The 21,270-nt window shown below is 35.5% G+C and carries 19 protein-coding genes; 10 read left to right on the top strand and 9 right to left on the bottom strand.

All coding sequences use genetic code 11. From position 1 onward, the window contains the following. Nucleotides 1-18: 18 nt before the first annotated feature. From ACXJIE_RS01845 to rdgB, 3 genes are read left to right on the top strand one after another with little or no spacing between them, the layout of a single operon-like run. A complete protein-coding gene (locus ACXJIE_RS01845; protein WP_456479279.1) occupies nt 19-978 on the top strand; it encodes a L,D-transpeptidase family protein in 960 nt (319 codons plus the stop codon). Next, entirely contained in the window at nt 978-2,258 is a 1,281-nt protein-coding gene (locus tag ACXJIE_RS01840; RefSeq protein ID WP_456479278.1) for a M14 family metallopeptidase, read from the top strand. Before ACXJIE_RS01845 ends, ACXJIE_RS01840 begins: the two co-directional genes overlap by 1 nt. After that, the gene (gene rdgB, locus ACXJIE_RS01835) at nt 2,255-2,836 is read left to right on the top strand and encodes an RdgB/HAM1 family non-canonical purine NTP pyrophosphatase (RefSeq protein WP_456479277.1); all 582 of its coding nucleotides are present in this window, start codon (nt 2,255-2,257) and stop codon (nt 2,834-2,836) included. Before ACXJIE_RS01840 ends, rdgB begins: the two co-directional genes overlap by 4 nt. On the opposite strand, the gene ACXJIE_RS01830 is transcribed toward rdgB, so the two are convergent. The 9 genes from ACXJIE_RS01830 to ACXJIE_RS01790 form a co-directional block, all read right to left on the bottom strand. After that, nucleotides 2,829-3,803 carry a hypothetical protein gene (locus ACXJIE_RS01830; protein ID WP_456479285.1) on the bottom strand — a complete coding sequence of 325 codons (975 nt, stop codon included), beginning with the start codon at nt 3,801-3,803 and terminating at the stop codon, nt 2,829-2,831. The two genes, rdgB and ACXJIE_RS01830, sit on opposite strands and share 8 nt — an antisense overlap. After that, a complete protein-coding gene (locus ACXJIE_RS01825) occupies nt 3,796-5,625 on the bottom strand; it encodes a polysaccharide deacetylase family protein (RefSeq protein ID WP_456479276.1) in 1,830 nt (609 codons plus the stop codon). The genes ACXJIE_RS01830 and ACXJIE_RS01825 overlap by 8 nt, the downstream gene beginning before the upstream one ends. Beyond that, complete coding sequence (locus ACXJIE_RS01820) at nt 5,588-5,773, bottom strand: hypothetical protein (RefSeq protein WP_456479275.1); 186 nt, start codon at nt 5,771-5,773, stop codon at nt 5,588-5,590. The genes ACXJIE_RS01825 and ACXJIE_RS01820 overlap by 38 nt, the downstream gene beginning before the upstream one ends. Further along, entirely contained in the window at nt 5,770-7,083 is a 1,314-nt protein-coding gene (locus tag ACXJIE_RS01815; protein ID WP_456479274.1) for a glycosyltransferase family 2 protein, read from the bottom strand. Before ACXJIE_RS01815 ends, ACXJIE_RS01820 begins: the two co-directional genes overlap by 4 nt. Continuing rightward, complete coding sequence (locus ACXJIE_RS01810; protein WP_456479273.1) at nt 7,077-10,451, bottom strand: tetratricopeptide repeat protein; 3,375 nt, start codon at nt 10,449-10,451, stop codon at nt 7,077-7,079. The genes ACXJIE_RS01815 and ACXJIE_RS01810 overlap by 7 nt, the downstream gene beginning before the upstream one ends. After that, nucleotides 10,448-11,782 carry a hypothetical protein gene (locus tag ACXJIE_RS01805; protein WP_456479272.1) on the bottom strand — a complete coding sequence of 445 codons (1,335 nt, stop codon included), beginning with the start codon at nt 11,780-11,782 and terminating at the stop codon, nt 10,448-10,450. Before ACXJIE_RS01805 ends, ACXJIE_RS01810 begins: the two co-directional genes overlap by 4 nt. Continuing rightward, nucleotides 11,779-13,638: an ATP-binding protein gene (locus tag ACXJIE_RS01800; protein WP_456479271.1), complete on the bottom strand. Its 1,860-nt coding sequence runs from the start codon at nt 13,636-13,638 to the stop codon at nt 11,779-11,781. The genes ACXJIE_RS01805 and ACXJIE_RS01800 overlap by 4 nt, the downstream gene beginning before the upstream one ends. 61 nt (nt 13,639-13,699) lie before the next feature. Beyond that, on the bottom strand, nt 13,700-14,338 hold the full coding sequence (locus ACXJIE_RS01795; RefSeq protein WP_456479270.1) for a response regulator transcription factor: 639 nt from the start codon (nt 14,336-14,338) through the stop codon (nt 13,700-13,702). A gap of 84 nt (nt 14,339-14,422) precedes the next feature. Next, on the bottom strand, nt 14,423-15,082 hold the full coding sequence (locus ACXJIE_RS01790; protein WP_456479269.1) for a 16S rRNA (uracil(1498)-N(3))-methyltransferase: 660 nt from the start codon (nt 15,080-15,082) through the stop codon (nt 14,423-14,425). A 50-nt stretch (nt 15,083-15,132) separates the two neighbouring features. Here ACXJIE_RS01790 and ACXJIE_RS01785 point away from each other — a divergent pair, with 50 nt between their 5' ends. From ACXJIE_RS01785 to ACXJIE_RS01755, 7 genes are all read left to right on the top strand, one after another. Next, nucleotides 15,133-16,845 carry an ATP-binding protein gene (locus ACXJIE_RS01785; RefSeq protein WP_456479268.1) on the top strand — a complete coding sequence of 571 codons (1,713 nt, stop codon included), beginning with the start codon at nt 15,133-15,135 and terminating at the stop codon, nt 16,843-16,845. Between the two features lie 159 nt (nt 16,846-17,004). Then, a complete protein-coding gene (locus tag ACXJIE_RS01780) occupies nt 17,005-17,343 on the top strand; it encodes an NADH-quinone oxidoreductase subunit A (RefSeq protein WP_456479267.1) in 339 nt (112 codons plus the stop codon). Next, a complete protein-coding gene (locus tag ACXJIE_RS01775) occupies nt 17,327-17,800 on the top strand; it encodes an NADH-quinone oxidoreductase subunit B (RefSeq protein ID WP_456479266.1) in 474 nt (157 codons plus the stop codon). The genes ACXJIE_RS01780 and ACXJIE_RS01775 overlap by 17 nt, the downstream gene beginning before the upstream one ends. 9 nt (nt 17,801-17,809) lie before the next feature. After that, a complete protein-coding gene (locus tag ACXJIE_RS01770) occupies nt 17,810-19,459 on the top strand; it encodes an NADH-quinone oxidoreductase subunit D-related protein (RefSeq protein WP_456479265.1) in 1,650 nt (549 codons plus the stop codon). Between the two features lie 9 nt (nt 19,460-19,468). Continuing rightward, nucleotides 19,469-20,440, top strand: coding sequence for a complex I subunit 1/NuoH family protein (locus tag ACXJIE_RS01765; RefSeq protein WP_456479264.1), 972 nt, complete (start codon nt 19,469-19,471; stop codon nt 20,438-20,440). A 1-nt stretch (nt 20,441) separates the two neighbouring features. Further along, entirely contained in the window at nt 20,442-21,020 is a 579-nt protein-coding gene (locus tag ACXJIE_RS01760) for a 4Fe-4S binding protein (protein ID WP_456479263.1), read from the top strand. Next, nucleotides 21,020-21,270 (top strand): NADH-quinone oxidoreductase subunit J family protein (locus tag ACXJIE_RS01755; RefSeq protein WP_456479262.1); only part of this gene is annotated, 251 nt, incomplete at its 3' end. The genes ACXJIE_RS01760 and ACXJIE_RS01755, both read left to right, overlap by 1 nt.

Raw genomic sequence — 21,270 nt, 5'->3', positions numbered from 1 at the left:
CCCTAAAAAAGGCAAACGGTGAGATTTTTGATTTTTTTTGCGGCAGTGTTTTTGTATTCATACAGTCTAATCGACACATACAGGTACGAAGGGGAAAAAACTCTTGCCGATAAAATTGAAAAGCTGTTATGTTCGGATTCTTACTGGCTTGAAAGACTGAAAGACAAAAATGTAAAATGGGGCTATTACGAATCGGAAAAAAACATTTTGGTATGTATAAAAAAAGAAAAGATTTTAGAGGTATATAAAGAAAATACCGGAAAAATCGAGCTTCTTGATCGGATAAACGTTTTAACGGGCCTCGACGGCGATAAAAGAAAAGAAGGGGATTTAAAAACGCCTATAGGAGTTTACAGGTTAAAAGCCCTTATAAACAACGTCAACACTTTTTACGGTCCTTTTGCATTTGTGACGGGATATCCTAATATGTTCGATAAAATAAACAATAAAAACGGACACGGTATCTGGATACACGGTGTGCCTATTAAAAGGGAGAGGGACGACAACAACACAAGAGGCTGTATAGTGATGGATAACGATATGCTCGAAAAACTTAAAAATGAAATAAATTACCAAAAAACGTTCCTTTTAATAAGCGAAGAAAAACCCCTAACGACCACCAAAAAAGAAATTGCCGACATACTGGCTTTTATTTACAGATGGAGAAAAGCGTGGAGACAGAGCGATTTTGAAACATATAAAAGTTTTTATGACGAAAAATTTAGAAAAATCGACGGTAAAAACCTTGAAGAGTTTTTAAGATATAAAAAAAGAGTTTTTGAAAACAAAAAACATCAGCACGTAAAAATATTTTTTAACGACATAAGCATAATCCCCTATCAGAATATTGATCATAGGAAAATTTTCAGGGTCGATATGTTTGAAAGATATATTTCGGACAATTACAAATACAGCGGTAATAAAGAAATTTTCGTAAAATTTACCGCTGACGGTTTAAAAATTATTGCGGAGAAATAATGAAAAAGTTTTTTATTTTATTCTTGTCCGTTTGGGCTTTTGCAGCCAGTCTGCATTTTAAGCTTTATAAAAAAGAAGGGACTTTCCCAGGAAACACGCTTCTTGTGATAGGCGGGATACACGGCAACGAACCGGGGGGATATTACGCCCCTTCTTTTTTGGTCAGGTATTATAAAATTGAAAAAGGCTCTTTGTGGGTGGTGCCTAATCTGAACTTTGATTCCATAATAAAGTTCAGAAGAGGCGTGTACGGGGATATGAACAGAAAATTCGCTTTTATTTCAAAAAAAGACAAAGATTACGAAATAGTAAAAGATATTAAAAAGATAATATTAAACCCCCGTGTGGATATGGTTTTAAACCTTCATGACGGCCACGGTTTTTACAGAAACTCATGGCAGAATTCAATTTTCAACCCTGCGGCATGGGGACAGACCTGTATAATTGATCAGGAAAAGATAAAAACCGGCAAGTTCGGCAATCTTGGCGATATAGCCAGAAAAGTGTCCGAAACGCTAAATACCGATTTGAAAAAAAATTACCATTTTTTCAACGTAAAAAACACAAAAACAAAATTTAAAGACGAACAGATGAGGCTGTCGCTGACATATTTTGCAATAACGCACAACAAGCCCGCTTTTGCCATAGAAACGAGCAAAAACATAAAAGACCTTCCCACAAAAATTTATTATCAGCTCAGAGCTATTGAGGAGTTTATGAAAATTGTTGGAATAAAATATCAAAGAAGTTTTGATTTAAACATACCGAATATTAAAAAACTTCTAAAAAGAGACGATGAGGTTATAATAAACGGAAATACCGTTTTGCCCTTACGCGGAATAGACAAAGTTATAAGGTTTTTTCCCGTGACGTCCGACAAAATCGTTTTTACAAGTGAAAATCCGCTTGTGACGGTGGTGAAAGAAAAGAATTATTACGTGCTGTACGAAGGTTTTCACAGGCTTGCGGTGCTGTATCCACAGTATTTTAAAAACTATTGCAGGTTAAACGAAATAACCGTAGAAATAGACGGAAATGAAAGAACCGTAAAAATACCGAGCATTGTGGAGGTTAAAAAATATTTTAAGGTATTAAGCGCCAAAAGGGTAAACGTTATAGGCTATTCGTCTAAAAAAAACGAAGCAAATGTTAAAATAACCAAAAATGAACTTATGAAAAAATATGCCGTTGACAAAAAAAACACCCTTTACAGGGTGGAAATTTATGACAATAAAAGTTTTTGCGGTATGTTTCTGGTAAGGTTTAAAGGAGAAAAATGAAAATAGTGATAGCAAGTTCGAACAAAGGGAAGATAAAAGAAATTAAAAAATTTTTCAAAAACGACGAGGTTGTTGCGTTTACGGAACTTACTGAACCGTTTGAGATAGAAGAGACGGGGGAAAGTTTTAAACAAAACGCCGTAATAAAGGCAAAAGCGGTTTATGAAAAACTGCCGGGCAGCATAGTTCTGGCCGACGACAGCGGTATTAGCGTGCCCGCTTTGGGAGGCGCACCGGGTATTTATTCGGCAAGGTATGCCGGCAGGGGGGCTGATGACAGAGAAAATCTTAATAAACTTATAAGTGAGCTTAAAAAAAGGGGAATAAAAAAAACCCCCGCTTTTTATACGGCGGCCGTGGCCGTCGCGTCTGTTTACGGGGTTTTTACCGTGCACGGTTTTATGCATGGGTATGTAATAGACGAGGCGAGGGGGGAAGAGGGATTCGGTTATGATCCTATGTTTATTCCGGAGGGGTTCGAAAAAACGCTCGGAGAACTTGATGAAAGTATAAAGAGAAAAATCTCGCACAGAAGCAAGGCTTTAAATCTTGCCGGGATAATACTGAACGTTATTTGATTTTTAAAAATTCGTTAAAAGAAGGTTTTTTCATCCCATCGGCCGTTTTTAATCCGAAATATTGTTCGGCGGTGGAAAAAAAACCTTTATGATTCGGTACGTCTATATAATGAAACACATTAAATCCGATTAATGAAGCCGTATGTTTGAAAAGCGGCATAAGTTTTGCAAATTTTTTAAATACGTATGCCTGAAGGTTTTCGTCTTTATAACTTGAAACCGCCAAATAAGCCAAAAAGGTGGGTTTTTTATATTTTTTGTGCAAATAGGTTGCGAAGGCGAGGGCCCTTAAAGGGGTTTGTTTGATTTGGTGTTTTTTGTTTTTTGTAAGCGCCCTCATTTCCTGAAAAGCGATAAAATCTGCCAGTTTGGAGCTTATTTTCATAGAAGGGGCGAATGTTTCCCAGTTCTGTTCGTCCCATAACAGGTCGTAATTTCCGAAATCACCGGGGCAGATGCCTACTGATGTGTTTTTTCTTTTTTTCAGGATGAGAATGGATTCCGCCTGAATAAAATCGAAAAAACGTGAGTTGTGCATTCCGTTTTCATTATATTCGGGATTCAATATCACAATAACTTTTCCTTTTATTTTTTGTAGGTATTTTGCAAAAGAATTTAACGTACTGAAATATTTTTGTTTGTTTTTCTTTACGAAAGAGGGGGAAATGTCGTCGGCAAACCAGTAAAAAATAAAAATGGGTGTATATCCGTGACGTATGAATTTATTTACCGTTTCGGCCGGGTACCAGTTTTCCCGCCAGTTTCTGGTTATCCAAACCGAAAACGAATTTACATTAGGGGCTTCTTTTTTGAAAAAGCGGTAAAGAGGTTTTCTTTTTTCGAATGGGCAATTTTTATAATAACAGCTTTTGTTATTGCAGCTGCAGGCGGTAAATTCGCCCACCCCTACGTAAAACGCAAAAGCTGTTTTTAATGTCAAAAGGGATATTAATATTTTTTTAATCATCACTGTTTTCCAATATTAAAGATATAGTCGAATAAGGCTTTAATTCTTTTATTCTGACGTCCGTGTATTTTTCTTTTCCGTTTTGTCTGATTATATCTATTTTAACGCTTGAAATTTCGGGTATTAAATTAATCTTTTTTAAATTCGGCCAGTATATTCTTAATGTAAAATTTTTAATTTCAATATCGTTTTTATTGTTTATATATATAAATATTTTATCGTTGAATTCCTGTTTTGTCAATTTGATGTTGCCGTTGAGTTTTATACGGGAGGTAATTTCCCTTCCCTTTAACGGGATTAGTTCTCTGTGGGCTTTGAGATAATCGAAATATTCTTTTATTACTTCGATATTTGATTTGTAGCTTAGAAGATGGGTGTGTATGCTTAGTGTGTAAACCGCGTTTACGGAGGTTAGCATTTCAGTTTCCTGAATTATTTTTGCAAGGATTTTTTCCTTGTTCCACTCAAGATTCATTAAATATATATAATCATCCGTTCCGTGCCTCGATATTGTTATAAGATGTTTGTATTCTTCTTTGGGAAGCAGATAGTATTTTGTTTTTTCCATTAAATATTCATAGCCCGCTTCTCTTAAAAAATTTTCCATTGTTTTGTCGATTTCTTCTCTTGGGGGACGGAAACCGTATATTTTTTTTTCTGTTATGTTTTCAAGTATTTTTTTCGAACCTACTATTTCCGTTTTTACCTTGTCTATATTTTCCCCCATTATTTTTGTGTGCGAATAACTGTGTGAACCTATTTCCACATTGTTGAAATCAGAAGCGATTTTAGTCATTTTTTTATATTTTTGTGCCAGTTTGGCTACACAAAAGAGTGTTACGGGAATGTTTTTGCTGTGTGCGAGTTTTGCAAAGCGGATCATATTTTCGTATTTATATTCCGTGTCTTCGGAAATAAAAACGGCATTTTTACTGTCTATAAAAGGATATTTGGCCAAAACGCATCCGTTTTGCATATATGAGAATATGTTTGTGAAATATTTTTTAAACACTTTTGAGGGCATATCGAGAAAAACGTAACCCGGGAAAGAAAAATAAAACCATTTCCCTTTCTTGTAAAAACCGTGCCATATAATTCCCGATTGGTTTGTTTTTAACATTTTCCCGTTTAATATGGGGGTTGATGTAATCGCCCAGTTTGTGATTATCGCATCCGGAGTGGAAGAAGATTCGAAAATCGGGAGCAGATCGTTTCCGTAGATTATCAGGTCGTGCCTTTTTCCGTTTTCACCTAGCAAAAGGGGTGATAAAATTTTCGGTATGAAAAATTTGGAATTGTTTTTTGAAAATGCTTCCGTTATGTATTTTAAACCGGTGATTTTTTCTATATTGGAGGCTTTTACGAATCTGTTTTCTTTAAAATATCCGAAATGGTAATTAAACAGTAAATTTCCGCCTTTTTTAAGAAAATTTTCTATGTTTTTAAGGGTCTGTTCGGAGATGTAATAATCGTCAAGTATAAATAAAATATCGTTTTTGTTCAGTGTTTTAATATCGTGTTCGTTTATTATTTTAATAGGGGTGTTTGTAAAAGAAAGTTTTTTTGCAAACCGTTTAATCCCTTTTATGTAAGATTTCGGGGATATGTTTATTCTTTTAAGGTAATTTTCGTTTTCGACGGATTGAAGTATGTAAATGTTTTGTTCTTTTGTGAATGGTATGAAAACGAAATTCTGGTTTTTGGGAAGAAATTGATACACGATATAGCCCGAAGTGAGCAGTATGAGTATAAAGGCGCTTATTACCGAAAACACTCCGGGGGAATCACTCTTCGAAAAATAAATACTCTTCGCCTGTTTCATCTAACACCTCTTTATAGCTCGGTTTTTTACCGGTTTTCTTTTTTTTCGCTTCTCTTGTTTTGTATAAAAAATATGCGATTACACCGAATATAAGTGTAATTATAGTTATTATCAGAATAAGCATGGCCAAAAATGACAAAATATTCATAAATTCCCTTTTCTCTCCAGTTTTCCCCAGTTCATCTCTATACCGAACCATTCTTCAAAAGTTGAAAATATTTTCGCTACGTTAATTATCTGAATAAAAAACAGTCTGTAATAAACGGCATAAAATATTAACGAAATTTTCTCACCGGTTACAAGTACACAGTAAAGGGCGCCGGTTACGTCGAGAACCGTAAACAGACTCCACCAGTAAACAATCAGTACGCTAAAACCGGAACTCAGGGATACGTATATAATGAACATGTTTGTCCATACGTCCATAAAAGGCCAGAATACCGATTCGAATAACATATACCACATCGTAAAAGTGGCTGCGGGATTTATTTTAAAATGCCACAGAAGGGATTTGTGTTTTTTAATGGCCTGTAAAATACCTCTTGTCCATCTGTAGCGCTGTTTAATAAGATCAAGCAGGTTTTCCGGTGCTTCCGTATATGCGACAGCATCGGGTTCGAAATCTATTTTATAACCTTTGGTAATAAGTTTTAAGGTTACGTCACAGTCTTCTGCATACGTGTCGCTGTCATAAAGACCTACGTCATAAAGCGAGTTTTTTCTGAACATTCCTATAGGACCGGGAATTATGTTTACGAGTTTTAAAAAGGCCTGTCCGTTTCTTACCATATTAAGCCCTTCGATATATTCGAGTGCCTGAAGTTTTGTCCATACGTTGTTTTGATTGCTTACGTAAACAGAACCTGCCACCGCCGCTATTTCTTCGTCGTCAAAATATCTGCTCATGAGCAAAACGGCATTGTTATCCAGTTTGGAATCAGCATCAACCACCATGATTAAAGAGCCTTTTGAATGTTCTATGCCGAAATTTATGGCTTTTGCCTTTCCTCCGTTAGGTTTTGTCAAAACCCTTAACGAACGTCTTCCTTTTTGAAACTCGAATTTTTTCGCCTTTGTGTATGTCTGGTCGCTTGAACCGTCGTCAACGACTAAAATTTCAAGATTAGGATAAGTCTGTTTTAAAAGTGATTTTATGGATGTTTCTATTACGACCTCTTCGTTATAGGCCGGCACTATTATCGTAACCTTTCTGTGTGTGGAGATTTGTGACATATCCCAGTCATAGGAAGATTTGAATATAAGTTTAAGTATTGAAAAAAAGAGTAAAAACATATATCTGAATATTATTACGGATGTAAAAAACAAAATTACTACAACTCCCGTTTTTAAAAAAATGTTTTTTATGTTTGCGAAATCCGTATAAAGTGCGTATAATACATAACCGAGGAGTAACAGCAGAAAAACGCTTACCGGTATTATTATCAGTTTTTTCACCATTTTTTACTCGCTTCTAGCTTACATTCCAGACTTTTGTAATCGGAATTCTTACTGACGGGGGATGTGTTGCTGTATTCGCACATCAGATCCAGAAGAAATTTTTTACGGTTGTTGTTTTTTGTGCGGAACGCAATTTTGTATACGTATGTATTATCGAAAAAACTGTATCCTATCCCGCCTTTTAGTAAAATTTTAAAGATTCCTAAATTTTTTTGGGTCTTTATCCCCAGTATATTGGTATCGCTTTTTTTTGGGGAATAGTAACATGCCGTCTGTTTCGTATTAAACTGGTACCATCCTGAAAAATATGCCGTAAAAGGTACTGTACCGTAAGAAAATGATTTAATGTCGTATTCGAGCTGCGGTGTAAGTGCGTTGTTCGAGTCGTCTATTCTTTCATAAGCAAGAGACCACCATATGTTTTTTGAGGATGATGTGACCTCAGCTTTTATTTTGCTGAAATTAGCCGCACATACGTTTTTTCTGGAATAAACAAGGTTGTGTCTGTTGAAAAACAGTGTGAAGCCTTCCGGACGGGAGAGTGAATATCGTATGTCCCAGCCTATGTTTTTTTTTCCGCTTTTATCTCTGAAAACATCGAATAAAAAAGAGTTTAGCTCTATACCCGCCCCGTATAAAAACCCTTTTTTATTCGATGTCTGTGTGAGAGTGTAGTTTTTATAAAACAAAAACAGATTCCGTTTTTTTAAAACATATTTTTTTGTCAGCATTTTTGTATTTTGGTTGTCTTGGTAATACTCTGCGGTAAAAGAGGCCGTCCACACATACCCCTGTGCGGTTTTTTCAGCAGAGGATATTTTATCTAAATTTTGCTGAATTACGTTTTTTTGCGTCGCTTCGACGTTTTTAAGATAAAGGTAATCGAGCGCTTTGCTTTCTTCTTTTTTTGACGTTTTTAAATTAGCAGCCAACAGCAGTCCGTTTTTTTTTATATCCTTGTTTAACGAGGTATACGGTTTTTTTATAAATTTTATTTCGGTTTTTTTTCTCTCGATTAAATTGAGGTTTTTTTGTATGTATTTTTTAAAAGAGTTGTTTTTGCTGTAAGGTATGTATTTTCCTTTCTTCCATGTTTCTTTTATGATTTTGCATATTTTGTTTTTACATTTTATCTCCAAAGTTTTGTATCCCTTGTCTTTTTTTGGCGCAGAAGCGTATACTTGAAAGAATCTGATTTTATAAATGCCGTTTTTTTCAAAAATCAGTACGGGATCATATATTCCCACGTTTATAAAGGAGGCTTTTTTGAAAATGGACTGTTTTTTTAACCTCCAGTAAATATTTTGTGATATGTTTTCGGAATAAAAGGAAGCATATCGTTGAAAATCCATACTTTCCCACGCTTTTTTCCATTCGTTTAAAAACTTTTTGATAAAATCTGGAACCGGTTTGGGAATGTTTTGAAGAAGCCGGAGATATATTTCCTTCGCCTTTTTTATTTTACCTGTTTTTTGCAGGTTGAAAGCGTAATGATACTCTATCAAAGGTGTTTTTTTGTACCACATGAGCAAATAAAACTCCCCGGCCGCTTTTGCATACTGCCTGGAATGTTCAAGAGAAAAGGCGTATTTTTCCCTTACGTCGTAATCATTCGGTTTTAAAAAAAGATATTCTTTGTAATATTCGGCGGCGCTTTCGTATAAACCGACGAAATACGCCCTTTCTCCTAAGGCGAGAATTGCGGAGCTTCTTTTATTGTAATATTCGTCTATTGTGGCCGAAGTGCTTGAATTTATGAATCTGGGGTTTATTTTCAGTATTTTCGCCTTTAAACCGGAAGCAGGTTTGTATTGCGGATATTTTTTGAGAAGTTCGTCCAGCACTTTCAGGGCCTCCTTGTTAAAGCCGTTCCAGTAATACCTTTTTGCAAGTTCGAGGTATGCTTCGGGAGTGTTTTTTTTATTGGCATAATATTCCCAGTCTCCGTATCCTTTGTAATAATTTTTCAGTTTCAGGTAAATGTCTCCTAACGTTTTATATATTTCTGTTTTTTCAGGATGGATTTCAAGATATTTTTCATAGTATTTCGCCGCTTTGTCGTAATTGCCCAGCATATAATGGTAATCTCCGAGTTTTAATATGAACTCTTCGTTCCCGGGGTTCTTTTGCAGCAGTTTTGTATATTTTTTTATTAGAGGCTTTACATTGTTTTCGAGCACCATTAACGCTTCTTTTACATCTTCGTCGTTCGGGTTTTTTTTGTGTACGGATGTAAAGACTTTTTTTGCTTCTTTTTTGTCGCCCCGCCAAAAATACACGTAACCTATCATTTTTTCGGCTTCGTATTTCTGTTTGTCGTTTCCGTGTTCGTATACGTCGCTTAAATATATAACCGCTTTGTCGAAATCACCCTGCCAGGCCAGAATTTTTCCCATTAACAGTTTTGCTTCCGCATTATCGGTGTTTCGGAATTCGCTTAGGTATTTTAACGCCTCTTTATTGTTTCCGCTCCAGGTTAGCAGTTTTGCTATGAATATTATTGCCCTTTTGTCTTCGGGATGTGACATCATGTATTTTTTTACGAGTTTGACGGATTCTTCCGGGGAAGTGTCGAATATTGCGTAAACAAGTTTTTCAAGATTTTCGAAAGAGGGCTTTTTTTTGTAGTTTTTCTTTAAAGTTTCAATTCGGCTTTCCCGTATTTTTTTTATTTTCGTTTCGTATTTTTTAGCCGTTTGCGGTTTTGTTCTTTTTAATGTGAATAAAAGTTTCTGAGCGGAATTTATATCGCCGATATTCAGGTATATTTCAATAAGCTTTTCGGCATAGGTGCTTTCTCCCGTTGTTTTATATAAAATCTTGAAATATTTTTCTGAACTGATGTAATTTTGCAGGAAAAATAGGTCATAGGCCTTTATCTCGTAATAATCTATGTTTTTTTTGTTTTTGACGGTGTCTAAAATATGCAGGGAGGTTTTATATTTACCGAGCCACATGGCCGCCCTGGCGGTGTTGATTCTGTTTGCAGGGGATGTACCTGAAATTTTAGAAAGTTTTTCAAGCGCTCCGTATAATTTTATAAGTTCTTTGTATTCCCCTTTTTCGTAAAGTGTTTTTAAGGCGCCGTTTTTGTTTTTGTATTTTTTTACGATTCTGTCGTATATAAAAAAAGCTTTTAATTTTTCTTGCATTTTTTTTGCATAATCGTTGTCCGGATCCTTTTTTAAAACCTCTTGAACGTATTTGTCGGCTTTTTCGTAGTTTCCCCGTTTTATGCAGTAACTTGCAAGTATTATCCTGTTTTTAATGTCGTCCGGATCGGCGGCTACTTTTTTTTCAAGGTCTTTAACATCCACTTCGAGAGCCGAAAGTATGACGAAACACAGCAGGAAGATAAATTTTTTCATTTGCAGATCTCCTCTTTCACATCGGGCCACTGATACGTTTCATAAAGCGTGACATCGGGCGTTTCTTTCAAAAAAAGTTTATTAAAAACCGGTTTTATGTTTCTTTTTCTCAAATTGATGAGACATATTATAAACAGGCTTTTGTTCTGATCATAAAAAAGTATGTCGGTGTTTCTGAGTTTTTTTACGTATTTTTCCGGGGACGAATCGGATTCGAATTTTAAAATTGTAAAAAAAACTTTTTCTTCATATAAGGAGTCTAAAACGTCACAGAAACTTTTTATGTCGTTGAAAATCTTATTAATAAAAAGCCTGTTTAAAACGGGTGTGTAAAAATTGAAATCCAGCATTTTTTCAATTTCAAGAATATATTCCCCCAGTGCAAAATTTTCAGGAAAAATTTCATAGCACCCTGACTCGAGCGCTTTCATTTTGTCTTCGGTTCTGACGTATTCGGTCTGTGCTATATAGATTAATTTTGAGGGGATGCTCTGCTGTTTGAGAGTGTTGCATACGCTCATATCCAAATGTTCTTCTTTTGGATTGTATATTATCAAATCCGGGGCTGAAAGTATTTTGTTGATTATTTCGGAAATGTTTTTCGCTTCGTCCACGAAAAAATATTTACTGTTAAAAACGTATTTGTGTAAATTTATAAGTTCTTCGTTTTCACTGATTATCAAAACGTTAATCGCTTTTTTTTGTGTTGTTGGATTTTTTTCATAAGGAGTTATTTTTATTTCGTTGTCATATAAGAACAGGTATTTTTCAGGTTTTACAGGAAAAATGGAGTTTTTTACGTTTATTATTCTGTTTTTGTCTTTTTGTATTTCTAGATTCAAATCACAAAAATCCTCAATCGTTTCTATGGTTGATTCGTTTTCGCCGTTGGGGATTACCGTTATGAAAACTTTACACCTGTTTTCTTTTTGAAAAATATTGAGTTGTTTCATAAAAAAGGAAACCTCCTGCTGCGAATTTGTTCCGAAGAGAATGTCCAGTCTGTGAAAAACGATGTTTTTCGGGGAATGTTTTTTAACTGCTTTTTTAATGTCTTCGAATAAATATTCCGTTCCGTATTGTTTTTTGTAATCGTTCCAGTTTTCTTTTAGGGTGAAAAATTTTACCGTACTTAACGCCGTTTGGATACTGTCGTCTTTTAAATTCGCTATTGCGCTCATTCTTTTCAAAAAAACCGATTTTTGATAGGAGGAAAAAATTACCGTTCTTTTTTTTTCGCAGTAATAAAGGGCAAGTGTCAATTTGCCTATTTTTTTATTTCCCTCCGTTAATATGAAATCGGACTTTTTTACCACTTCGTTAAGCGTCATTCGGTTTCCTTTATTTTACTTTCGAAATATTTGAGTAAAAAATTGTTTTTTTCTTTTTTTTGTATGTTAATCATATATTCGAGTGCTTTTCGATTATCGGCATTTAGCTCCAATGTTTTATACAGATACGTTTTGGCATGTCTGAAATCGCCTTTTTCGTAATAGTCGTATGCCAAGAGGGAATAAGTAGTTGCATTTTTTTTCATATTTTTAAGTATGTTTATGCTTTCGTCGTATTTTTTTGTTTTGTAATAAAGCAGGGCGGTATAATATAAAACGGTTTCGTTTTTAGAAAAGGAGCAGGCGGTTTTTGCATATTTTAAAGCTTCGGAAAATTCTCGTTTTTTCATAAGAATTTTCGTTTTTAAAATATACGGTTTATAACTGTCGTGCCCTATCGTGTGTAAACTCGTATCAAGATATGTTTCCGCAAGATCAAAACCCCCGTTTTTATATGCTTTTAAAGCTTTAACGTAGTTCCCGAGCGAAACGAAACTTGACACCGCCGGTTTTGAGTAAAGAAAATCTTTTTCGTTCTGAACCGAAACATACCATTTGCCGTCTTGCAAGAAATCCGCGTTAAATGTTTTTTTTGCGGTTTTATATTTGAAAACGGGTGTTTTTTTTAAATGTTCGTCTTTTGAGAAAACAATAGTAAAATTATGATAGCGGCTTTCCCATGAAACTACGGCCGTACCTTTGGTTGTGTCTATGGTTATTTTTTTTATTTTCGGAGGCAGGATCTCTTTTAACATATTTTCGTTTTTGTATATAATACCTTCGTTTTCTTTTACTTTGTTGTTTTCACTTTCTATTTCCCCTTGATAAACGCTTGTGGCAAAAAAATCTTTTTTTACCACCGTTTCGAATTCCGTTCCCCTGTTTTTGATTGTTTTACCGTTTGCCACCACGGTTATTCGATTAGAAGCCGTATCGATGTTTATGTCGGCTTTTTTTATGATGAATTTTGTTCTTGAACGGGTGTTGAATAAATTTCGGTATGCCGTTATTTTTATTTCATCGTTTTTATCGCTTATCGCCCTAACTCCGTTTTGCAGTTCGTAAACCACGGAAGTGGGTGTTTTGCTTATTTTTGTTTTTAGGGGTATAAGACACAGAAAATAATCGGCTCCGAGAAATAAAATAACGGTAAAAGAAGACAAAGCAGCCGCAAGTTTTTTAAGTCTTACTTGTTTTGAGTTTTTGGGAATATAAATAAAAAACACGCTGCCGGTGTTTTTTGCGCTGTTAAACGCAATTGCGCCGCCGAAAGATTCTATTACCGCTTTGGACATATTAAGCCCTATTCCGGTGCCGTGCTCTTTTCCGGATGTTCGGTGTTTTTTAAACAGATTTCTCTTTTCTTCTTCGTCCATGCCCACACCGCTGTCTTTTACAGTTATTAAAAAGCCTTTTTTTTGCCTTTCGGTTTCGATAAAAATTTTTCCGTTTTCGGTGTTGTATTTGATACTGTTGTGAATAATGTTGGAAAGCGCCTTTTTAAGCCATTCCCTGTTTGTTTTTATAATACAGCTTTTAAGATTCGGAAAAACGTCTATTTTTTTTCTTTCTATGTCAAGTTCGAACTCATTTAAAATTTCCCTGATAAGATCTTTTAAATCAAGTTTTTCCGTTTTTAAAAACCGTGCTTTTTTAAATTTTTCCGTTTCGATAAAATCCTGAAAAACGTCAATTGCCTTATCAACTGTTATCAGCAGGGAATTAAGCAGGCTTTCTTTCTGTTTTGTGCTTATATTGGGATTTTTCAGCATGGAAAGACTGAATTTCACACTTCCTAATTTGTTTTTTATATCATGAAAAAAAATTTGTGCCAGTGATGATTTTTTAAAAAACATAATCTCCTTTACTTTGTGCCCTTTCGGCAAATTTTACATTCTTTATATGATATAAAAATGACTAAAACATAATATAACCCAGCTCCCTTTTTGAAACTATGGCTTTTTTGTCCCCGATTTTTCCCCTTACCCTTTTTATCATTACGGTAAGCGTGTTGTTTTCCACTTTCTCACCCCATACTTCTTCCATAATGTATTCGGGGGATAAAATTTTTCCTCTGTTTTTTAAAAAAAGCTCCAATACCGCGGATTCTTTTTTTGAAAGAATAATTTTGCCGTTGTTTTTGGTTAGCGTTTTGGAAGCGAAGTCGTAAAACACATCGTCGGTTATTTTGCTATTTTTTTGTTTGAAAATTTTATTTATCCTCAGAAGGATTTCCTCATAGTCGAAAGGTTTTTTTATAAAGTCCTCCGCACCGAGGTTGAAGGCTTTTTTAATGTTGTGTATTTCCGTCTGTCCGGAAATAATCATTGTTTTGACGCCTTCGACCATTTTCGGGTGTTTTTTCATTTCTTCTAAAAAATTTCCGTCCGGAAGGGAAATATCGGCTATTATTATGTCGGGTTTTTCAAATGTGTCGGCTGAAAAGAAAAAATCTTTTAAATTGTAAAATGAAGAAACTTCATACCCTTCGCTTTTTAAAAACATGGTGATTGTATCGTTTAGCATCTCTTCGTCTTCTATAACGACTATATACATACATACGCCTTTTAAAATTAGGAAATTTTTATAATTATAATTAAATTAATTTGTATTTTTAAATTCCGGGTTCTTTTTTCGCCGTTACAGCAGTATTTTGGCGCAAATCGCAACGGCGGCCGTTTCGCTTCTTAAAATAAAGCTTTTGAGTTTCAGCTTGTTTTTAAAAAAACCCCTTTCTTTATCGCTGAATCCCCCTTCCGGTCCTATTAAAAACGGTTTTTCGCTGTAAAAGCCGCATTTAATTTCCTCACCGTCGAAATCGAGTGCGTAAAACGTTTTGTATTTTTCAAAAAACTCCCTGCTCGAATTTATTATCTCTATTTCCGGAATGTCGCTTCTGCCGCACTGCTGTGCGGAATTTATTAATATTTTTTCAATCCTTTCAAGTTTCAGTTTGAAATTTCTCTGGGAAAAATCGCAGTAAACGAAAGAAATTTTGCTTACACCCGTTTCATTGAGGGAAGGCAGGGTCTTTTCTATGTATTTAGGGTCTATCATACACCAGGCTATGTGAAAATATTTCTCCGGTCTGTTTGGTTTTAATTGTTTTTCGGTTAAAGAGAGCAGAGCTTCTTTTTTGTTGAGTTCGTCTATTTTGTAAACGTACAGGTAATCGTCTTTGAGTGTCCTTATTTTTACGGTGTCGTTTTTTTTGAATCTTCTTACTTTGAAAAGGTATTTATGTTCGTCTCCGGTCAATATTATTCGTGGGGAAGGTTCGGGAAAATAAATAAACTGCATAAAAAACCTTTTTTTGGTAAAATTATATTATATTTGCAAAAAGGATATGAATGACGGAAAATATAAAGCTTTTTTTAAAAGAACCTAAAAAAAGCGAAATATACGAAACGCTCTCTGTAAGCGAGGATGAGGTTTCGATTTTGAGGAAAATGCTTGAGGAGTATATCGAAGGAAACGAAGATGTAAAGGTAAGGACCCTTTTAACCGAGCTTTTTTCGGAGAAAAAAATAGAAGCGCTCGAATATACCGAACTCGTAAAAAACTTAATGGAAGAGGGGTGGATAGTAATAAGCAGTTTGGGACAGATTAAAAGCAACGATTTGGGAGTCCTTGAAATTTTCAATTCCTCCGTCTCTTTGTCGGTGGCGTTTTTAAAACTTTTGGAACAGGGCGCCCTTGATGTGGTGATACCTGAAAAAACACCCTACAGCGATCATCTCGAATATCTTCACGATCAGTTTTTAAGAATAGAAATATACGAGCAGTTAAGTGGAATGAAAGCCAATTATTCAAAGGAATCGGCTAATATAAAAAGGCTTCAGAGCAAGCTGAAACTTATTGAAAACACAATAAGGGAAAAGGTAAAAAAAACGAAAACCGAACTTCCCGTACATAATTTTATCGAAGAGAACGCCCTTAATGAAAAAGAGGAAATTCTTTTTCTTGCCCTTTTAAAGGAAGAGTACACCTCGGGAAACGAAAACGCAAGGGAGCAGAGCTATCTTTTAAACCTTATAAGCGGGGATGAAATAGAAAGAATAAAAAACAGGACGCTGCTTGACGACAACTCTAAACTCATAAGCGAGGGGATTTTTGAATACGACGAGCTTATAGGAGCTTTCGGGGGATATACGAAAATATATTTTCTTAACGAAAGAATATTAAACGATTTCGTACATCCGAAAAAAATCCATAAAATAGAACATATTGTAAAAGAGAGTCTTTTCGATTACACCTATCCTCAAAAAGGGCTTGACGAAGTGGTTTTGCCGAAAAAGACGAAAGAGATGATAAACACTCTTTTAAAACAGATAGATAAAAGGGTTTTAAACCTTTTAAAAGAGTGGGGGATTAAAAGCGGCTCGGACGTTGAGGCTAAAATTATTTTTTACGGACCTCCGGGCACGGGTAAGACGCTAACGGCCTATAGTGTGGCCAAAGAGCTCGAAAAGCCGGTTTTAAGCCTCGATTCGAGCAGAATACTCTCTATGTATGTGGGTGAGAGCGAAAAAAACGTAAGAAGAATGTTCGATGAATATTATTCGATATGCGAAAAGCTGAAAATGAAACCCGTTTTGCTGCTTAACGAGGCGGATCAGTTTTTAAGCGGAAGAATGACCTCTTCTTTCAGCAGTGCCGATAAAATGCACAATCAGATGCAGAATATTTTTCTCGAACAGCTCGAAAAATTCGACGGTCTTTTAATAGCCACCACAAACCTTCTTGAAAACATTGACGCGGCCTTTTCAAGGAGGTTCGATTATAAGGTGCCGTTTGAAAAACCAGCCTTTAGAGAAAGGAAAAAACTGTGGAAACTGAAACTTCCTAAAAAAGCCGAATACGAAGACTCTTTCGACCTGGATAAAATCAGCGGGTACGAACTCACCGGCGCGCAGATAGAGGTTGTAATAAAAAACACCGCGTTAAAGGTCGCGCTGAGAAAAAAACCCGTTTTTAAGACGGAGGATTTTATAGAGGAAATCGAAAAAGAAAAAAGAACGTCTTTTGACACAGAAAAGGAGCTGGGTTTTTTAAAAGTGTGAAATATGGTAAGATAACTGAATATTCATTTATTACTAAAGGTAACTAATATTAAGACATTATTAAGATAAAATTTGTGTAATTAATAATTTTCGCTTATAATTTGATAAATTGAATTAGTAACGAATTCATTTTGATAATATTTCCAAAAAGGAGTTTTAATGGGAACAATTTTATTTTTTGCTTCGGGAACGCTTCTCGGCGTGATTTTGCTTTATCTGCTCGGAATTGCGGTGGCGCCGCTTGCACCGAGCGAAATCAAAAACGACCACTTCGAATGCGGTCTTCCTCCGAGTTCGGAGGTTCCTATGAAGGCGAATTTCGGATATTTCATATTCGCAATTGCTTTTATCGTGTTTGATATGGCCGGACTGTTTTTCAGCCTGTTTGTTTTTGCTGATTCCCCGGATGCCCTCAACTGGGCCATGGTGTTCGGTGTATTGCTGTTTGCAGCCATTACGATTAGTATGAAGGAGTATAGAAATGCTAAAAGTGCTTGATTTTTTTAATTATGCAAGGAGTAAGTCTCCTTGGATCGTCCATTTTTGTAGCGGATGTTGTTTACTTGAAATGCTGGCTGCTATGGGGCCTAGATATGACTGGGAAAGATATGGATATATCATGACACCAACACCAAGACAGGCCGATATTATGTTTATTACGGGGCTTGTAAGTAAAAAAATCCTTCCGGCTTTACTTAGAACATATGAACAGATGCCAGAACCTAGATATGTAGTGGCAATAGGTGCTTGTGCATACGACGGAGGACCATATAACGATTCTGTATCAGTTATTAAAAATATGACTGAAATTCTTCCAGCTGATGTTTTTGTGGCAGGTTGTCCTCCAAGACCGGAAGCAATTATTGCCGGGCTTGAAGAACTTAAAGAAAAAATCAAAAGAGGCGAGCCAAGTGCGTCAAGTCAGGGTGGCCTCTGGAAACAAATGAAATTTTAAAGGGCTCTCATGGAAAACATTAAAAATATTTTAAACAAATATGATATGGAATATGTAGAGGATTACAAATCTACATGGGTGAAAGCCAAACTTAAAAATAAAAATGATTTATTAAACGTTATAAAAGATTTAAAGCAAGCGGGTGTTAAAACTTGTTCAACAGTGAGTCCGACGGATTTTATTGATGAGAATAAAATTGAAGTAAACTACTTTTTAGAAGATTTGTTTGGTAAAAAAAATGTATGGCTTAAAGTGGATATCGAAAGAGATCTCGAAAAATGTGAAATCGATTCAATTACACCTTTAATGCCTAGTGCTAACTGGCATGAACTTGAGGCATATTCAACATTTGGAGTTAAATTTAAAGGACATCCGAATTTAAGATATTTCTTAATTAGTAAAGATTATTATGGTAAGTTTCCATTTAGAAAAGATTTTGACTGGAAAGCTCATGAGCAGAATCTAATACAGAACATAAATGATATTACCGAAGAATATTTTGATGAGTATGAGAAATATGAAGAAAATGTAGGACATGAAGGAAGTAGAACGGTTCTAAACTGGGGACCGACTCATCCTGCCAGCGGTCCTATAAGACTTAAAGTGCATACCAACGGTGAAAATATTGAAAAAATTGATCCCGATATCGGGTATGTATGGAGAGCACTGGAAAATTTGGCTGAGAGAAAAGATTTTATCGGAACTATTGTAGCGGTTGAGAGAATATGTTTTATGGATAATCCTAATCCGATGATATGTTATTCTCAGGCGGTTGAGGAAATAGCAGGTAAAGAAATTACCGAATTTGCGAAATATATGAGAGTGATTTTAGGTGAAACCGGAAGAATCGCATCTCACTTGATTTCGCTTGGTGGATTTTTCGGGACAATGGGGCTTCATACATTTATGATGTGGTGTCTTGACATAAGGGAATATTTCCTTGACGTTCTTGAAGACTATTCAGGGGCAAGAATCGCAACTGCATGCGTAGAACCGGGAGGGGTCAGATATCCGCTTAATGATTATAAAGCTTGGTTTGACGGAATAAACAAAGCAATTAAAAAATTTGAAGATACAAAAGACGATATTACGGATATCTTTATGAAAAATCCGTTAATGAATACAAGAGCTAAAGGTAACGGTGTGTTTACTGTTGAAGATGTTGCCGAATATTATTTAGCCGGTCCTATAGCAAGAGCGAGCGGTGCAAAAGTTGATGTTAGAATAGACGAGCCTTATGCTGCTTATGATAAACTTGAAATGGATTATGTGACATGTGAAAATGGTGATGCAAGAGATAGACTTTATATTATATTTAAAGAGCTTGAACAAGCTATGGATTTAATCAAACAGGCAATGGCAAAAATAGAAGAAGGTGTAGAAGCTGGTGAAATGGACCCTAAAAAAGATCATTTAGTAAAAATGCCAAAAAGAATGCCAGCAGGTGAAGCAGTTTCAAGAATTGAGTGGGCGAGAGGCGAGATTCTAATGCATCTTGTAACACAGGAAAAAGCAACAAGTCCTTACAGACTTAAAATTAAAGCACCAAGTGTAAATCATACAATGATGCTTGATAAATTACTAAAAGGTAAAACCCTTTCAGATATTCCTATTCTTTATGGAAGTATGCATATCTGTCAGGGTGACCTGGATAGATAAGGAGCGATGATGAGTATTGGAGCAATGTTATTTTATGTTTTAGTTTTTCCGGGTCTATTATTTTTACTTGCATGGACATTTTTCGTGTTTTATTTTGCAAGAAAAACATTAGCGTATATTCATAAAAGGGTAGGTCCTCATTTTAATGGACCGGCAGGAACTTTGCAGACGGTTTTTGACGTATTCAAATTATTGACAAAGGAATCGATTACGCCTAAAAGTGCTGATCCGTATCTATTTAATATTATTCCTATTATTACGCCTCTAGTTGCGGCTCTTCCGGTTATTTTAATCCCTTGGACACCGCTTATAAATAACGGTCACGGAATTTTAGATACTCAGTATGGTGTTTTAGGTCTGGTAGTGCTTATTGGTGTTGAGCCGTTTTTATTATTCCTTACTGGGTTTGGTTCAAACAATAAATATTCATTCCTCGGTGGTATGAGAATACTTGCACAGATGCTTTCGATGGAAGCTCCGTTTTTTCTAGCGGCATTAGCACCGGCTTTATTATTTGGAACAATGAATTTATATGAAATTCAATCTCAGAATACATGGCTGACTACTTTAATTTTATTACCTGGTGCGGTGATTTTTATTATAGCTATGCTTGGTATTCTTGAACAGCCGCCTTTCCATATTCCTGATGCAGAACAGGAAATCGTTTATGGTTTCTATACTGAATATGCAGGGACAAATTATGTTCTTTTAAAATTTGCAGAATTTACTGAAATGCTTGTTGTGTCCGCCGCTGCAGTTGTTTTATTCTTTGGGGGGTATAAAGGGCTTTTCTTTGATAGCTTTTGGTGGTTATTTTTGAAAATTGCGCTACTTGCAGTGGTTATGGTGGCAATTAGAGCGTCTAACCCAAGACTTAGATTAGACCAGATGCTTAAATTTTGTTGGAGCTGGTTAACTCCTCTTGCAATATTAAACCTTGTCTGGATTATTTTTGCAAAAATATATATTTTAGGAGCTTAAGATGTTTTTTAATATAGTAGAAAAAGTTGTAAGGGTTACAAAAGCATTAACTGAACCCAGAATAGCAACTAAAGATGTAACTCATGATACAATGCATCATTCACCTATTTTTATAGGTAAACATAAAATTAGGTATGATATTTGCACAGGTTGTGAAGCTTGTGCAAAAATTTGTCCGGTTGATGCAATTATTATGGAACCTCTTCCAATCAAAAGACCAAAAGCTCTGCCGGAAGTTAATCTAGGTATATGTATTTTTTGCGGACTTTGTGAAGATGTGTGTCCTACAAAGCCGGAAAAAGCGATTAAACTAAGTGGCGGAACATTTGAGATGATTACTGATGGGACAGATGAAGCGATCAAAGAATATTGGGTAAAACCTGAAGTTCCGGAAGATTGGATTGAACAAAAGAAAAAAGAGGAAGAAGAAAAAGCAAGAAAAAAAGCAGAAATGCTAGCTAAGAAAAAGGCCGAAGCGGAAGCTAAGAAAAAAGCTGAAGAAGCAGCTAAAGCAAAAGCTGAAGCAGAAACTAAAGAAGCTGCCTCTGAAAATAATGAAGCTTCAAAAGGAGATGCATAATGAGTGTATTAATATTGGCATTGGCAGTTATATTGGCTGTTATGGCATTAACCCAGAAAAATACAGTTTCTGCAGTGTTGGCATTTGTAATGATGATGTTTTTATTAGGTGTTTATTATATCTTGATGGATGAAAAATTATTAGGATTATTTCAAATTTTCGTTTATACAGGTGGTATTGTAGTTTTAACTCTTTTTGGTGTTACTGTAATAGGTTCAAAATTTCCAAAGTTTGAAATAAGGCCTTGGGC

Source organism: Nautilia sp. (genome assembly GCF_053994455.1).
This window is presented reverse-complemented; position numbering and strand designations above follow the sequence as displayed.

Coding starts and splice junctions, on each gene's coding strand:
- ACXJIE_RS01840 (WP_456479278.1), top strand. CDS start 978: ATGAAAAAGTTTTTTATTTTATTCTTGTCCGTTTGGGCTTTTGCAGCC.
- rdgB (WP_456479277.1), top strand. CDS start 2,255: ATGAAAATAGTGATAGCAAGTTCGAACAAAGGGAAGATAAAAGAAATT.
- ACXJIE_RS01830 (WP_456479285.1), bottom strand. CDS start 3,803: ATGATTAAAAAAATATTAATATCCCTTTTGACATTAAAAACAGCTTTT.
- ACXJIE_RS01825 (WP_456479276.1), bottom strand. CDS start 5,625: ATGAAACAGGCGAAGAGTATTTATTTTTCGAAGAGTGATTCCCCCGGA.
- ACXJIE_RS01820 (WP_456479275.1), bottom strand. CDS start 5,773: ATGAATATTTTGTCATTTTTGGCCATGCTTATTCTGATAATAACTATA.
- ACXJIE_RS01815 (WP_456479274.1), bottom strand. CDS start 7,083: ATGGTGAAAAAACTGATAATAATACCGGTAAGCGTTTTTCTGCTGTTA.
- ACXJIE_RS01810 (WP_456479273.1), bottom strand. CDS start 10,451: ATGAAAAAATTTATCTTCCTGCTGTGTTTCGTCATACTTTCGGCTCTC.
- ACXJIE_RS01805 (WP_456479272.1), bottom strand. CDS start 11,782: ATGACGCTTAACGAAGTGGTAAAAAAGTCCGATTTCATATTAACGGAG.
- ACXJIE_RS01800 (WP_456479271.1), bottom strand. CDS start 13,638: ATGTTTTTTAAAAAATCATCACTGGCACAAATTTTTTTTCATGATATA.
- ACXJIE_RS01795 (WP_456479270.1), bottom strand. CDS start 14,338: ATGTATATAGTCGTTATAGAAGACGAAGAGATGCTAAACGATACAATC.
- ACXJIE_RS01790 (WP_456479269.1), bottom strand. CDS start 15,082: ATGCAGTTTATTTATTTTCCCGAACCTTCCCCACGAATAATATTGACC.
- ACXJIE_RS01785 (WP_456479268.1), top strand. CDS start 15,133: ATGACGGAAAATATAAAGCTTTTTTTAAAAGAACCTAAAAAAAGCGAA.
- ACXJIE_RS01780 (WP_456479267.1), top strand. CDS start 17,005: ATGGGAACAATTTTATTTTTTGCTTCGGGAACGCTTCTCGGCGTGATT.
- ACXJIE_RS01775 (WP_456479266.1), top strand. CDS start 17,327: ATGCTAAAAGTGCTTGATTTTTTTAATTATGCAAGGAGTAAGTCTCCT.
- ACXJIE_RS01770 (WP_456479265.1), top strand. CDS start 17,810: ATGGAAAACATTAAAAATATTTTAAACAAATATGATATGGAATATGTA.
- ACXJIE_RS01765 (WP_456479264.1), top strand. CDS start 19,469: ATGAGTATTGGAGCAATGTTATTTTATGTTTTAGTTTTTCCGGGTCTA.
- ACXJIE_RS01760 (WP_456479263.1), top strand. CDS start 20,442: ATGTTTTTTAATATAGTAGAAAAAGTTGTAAGGGTTACAAAAGCATTA.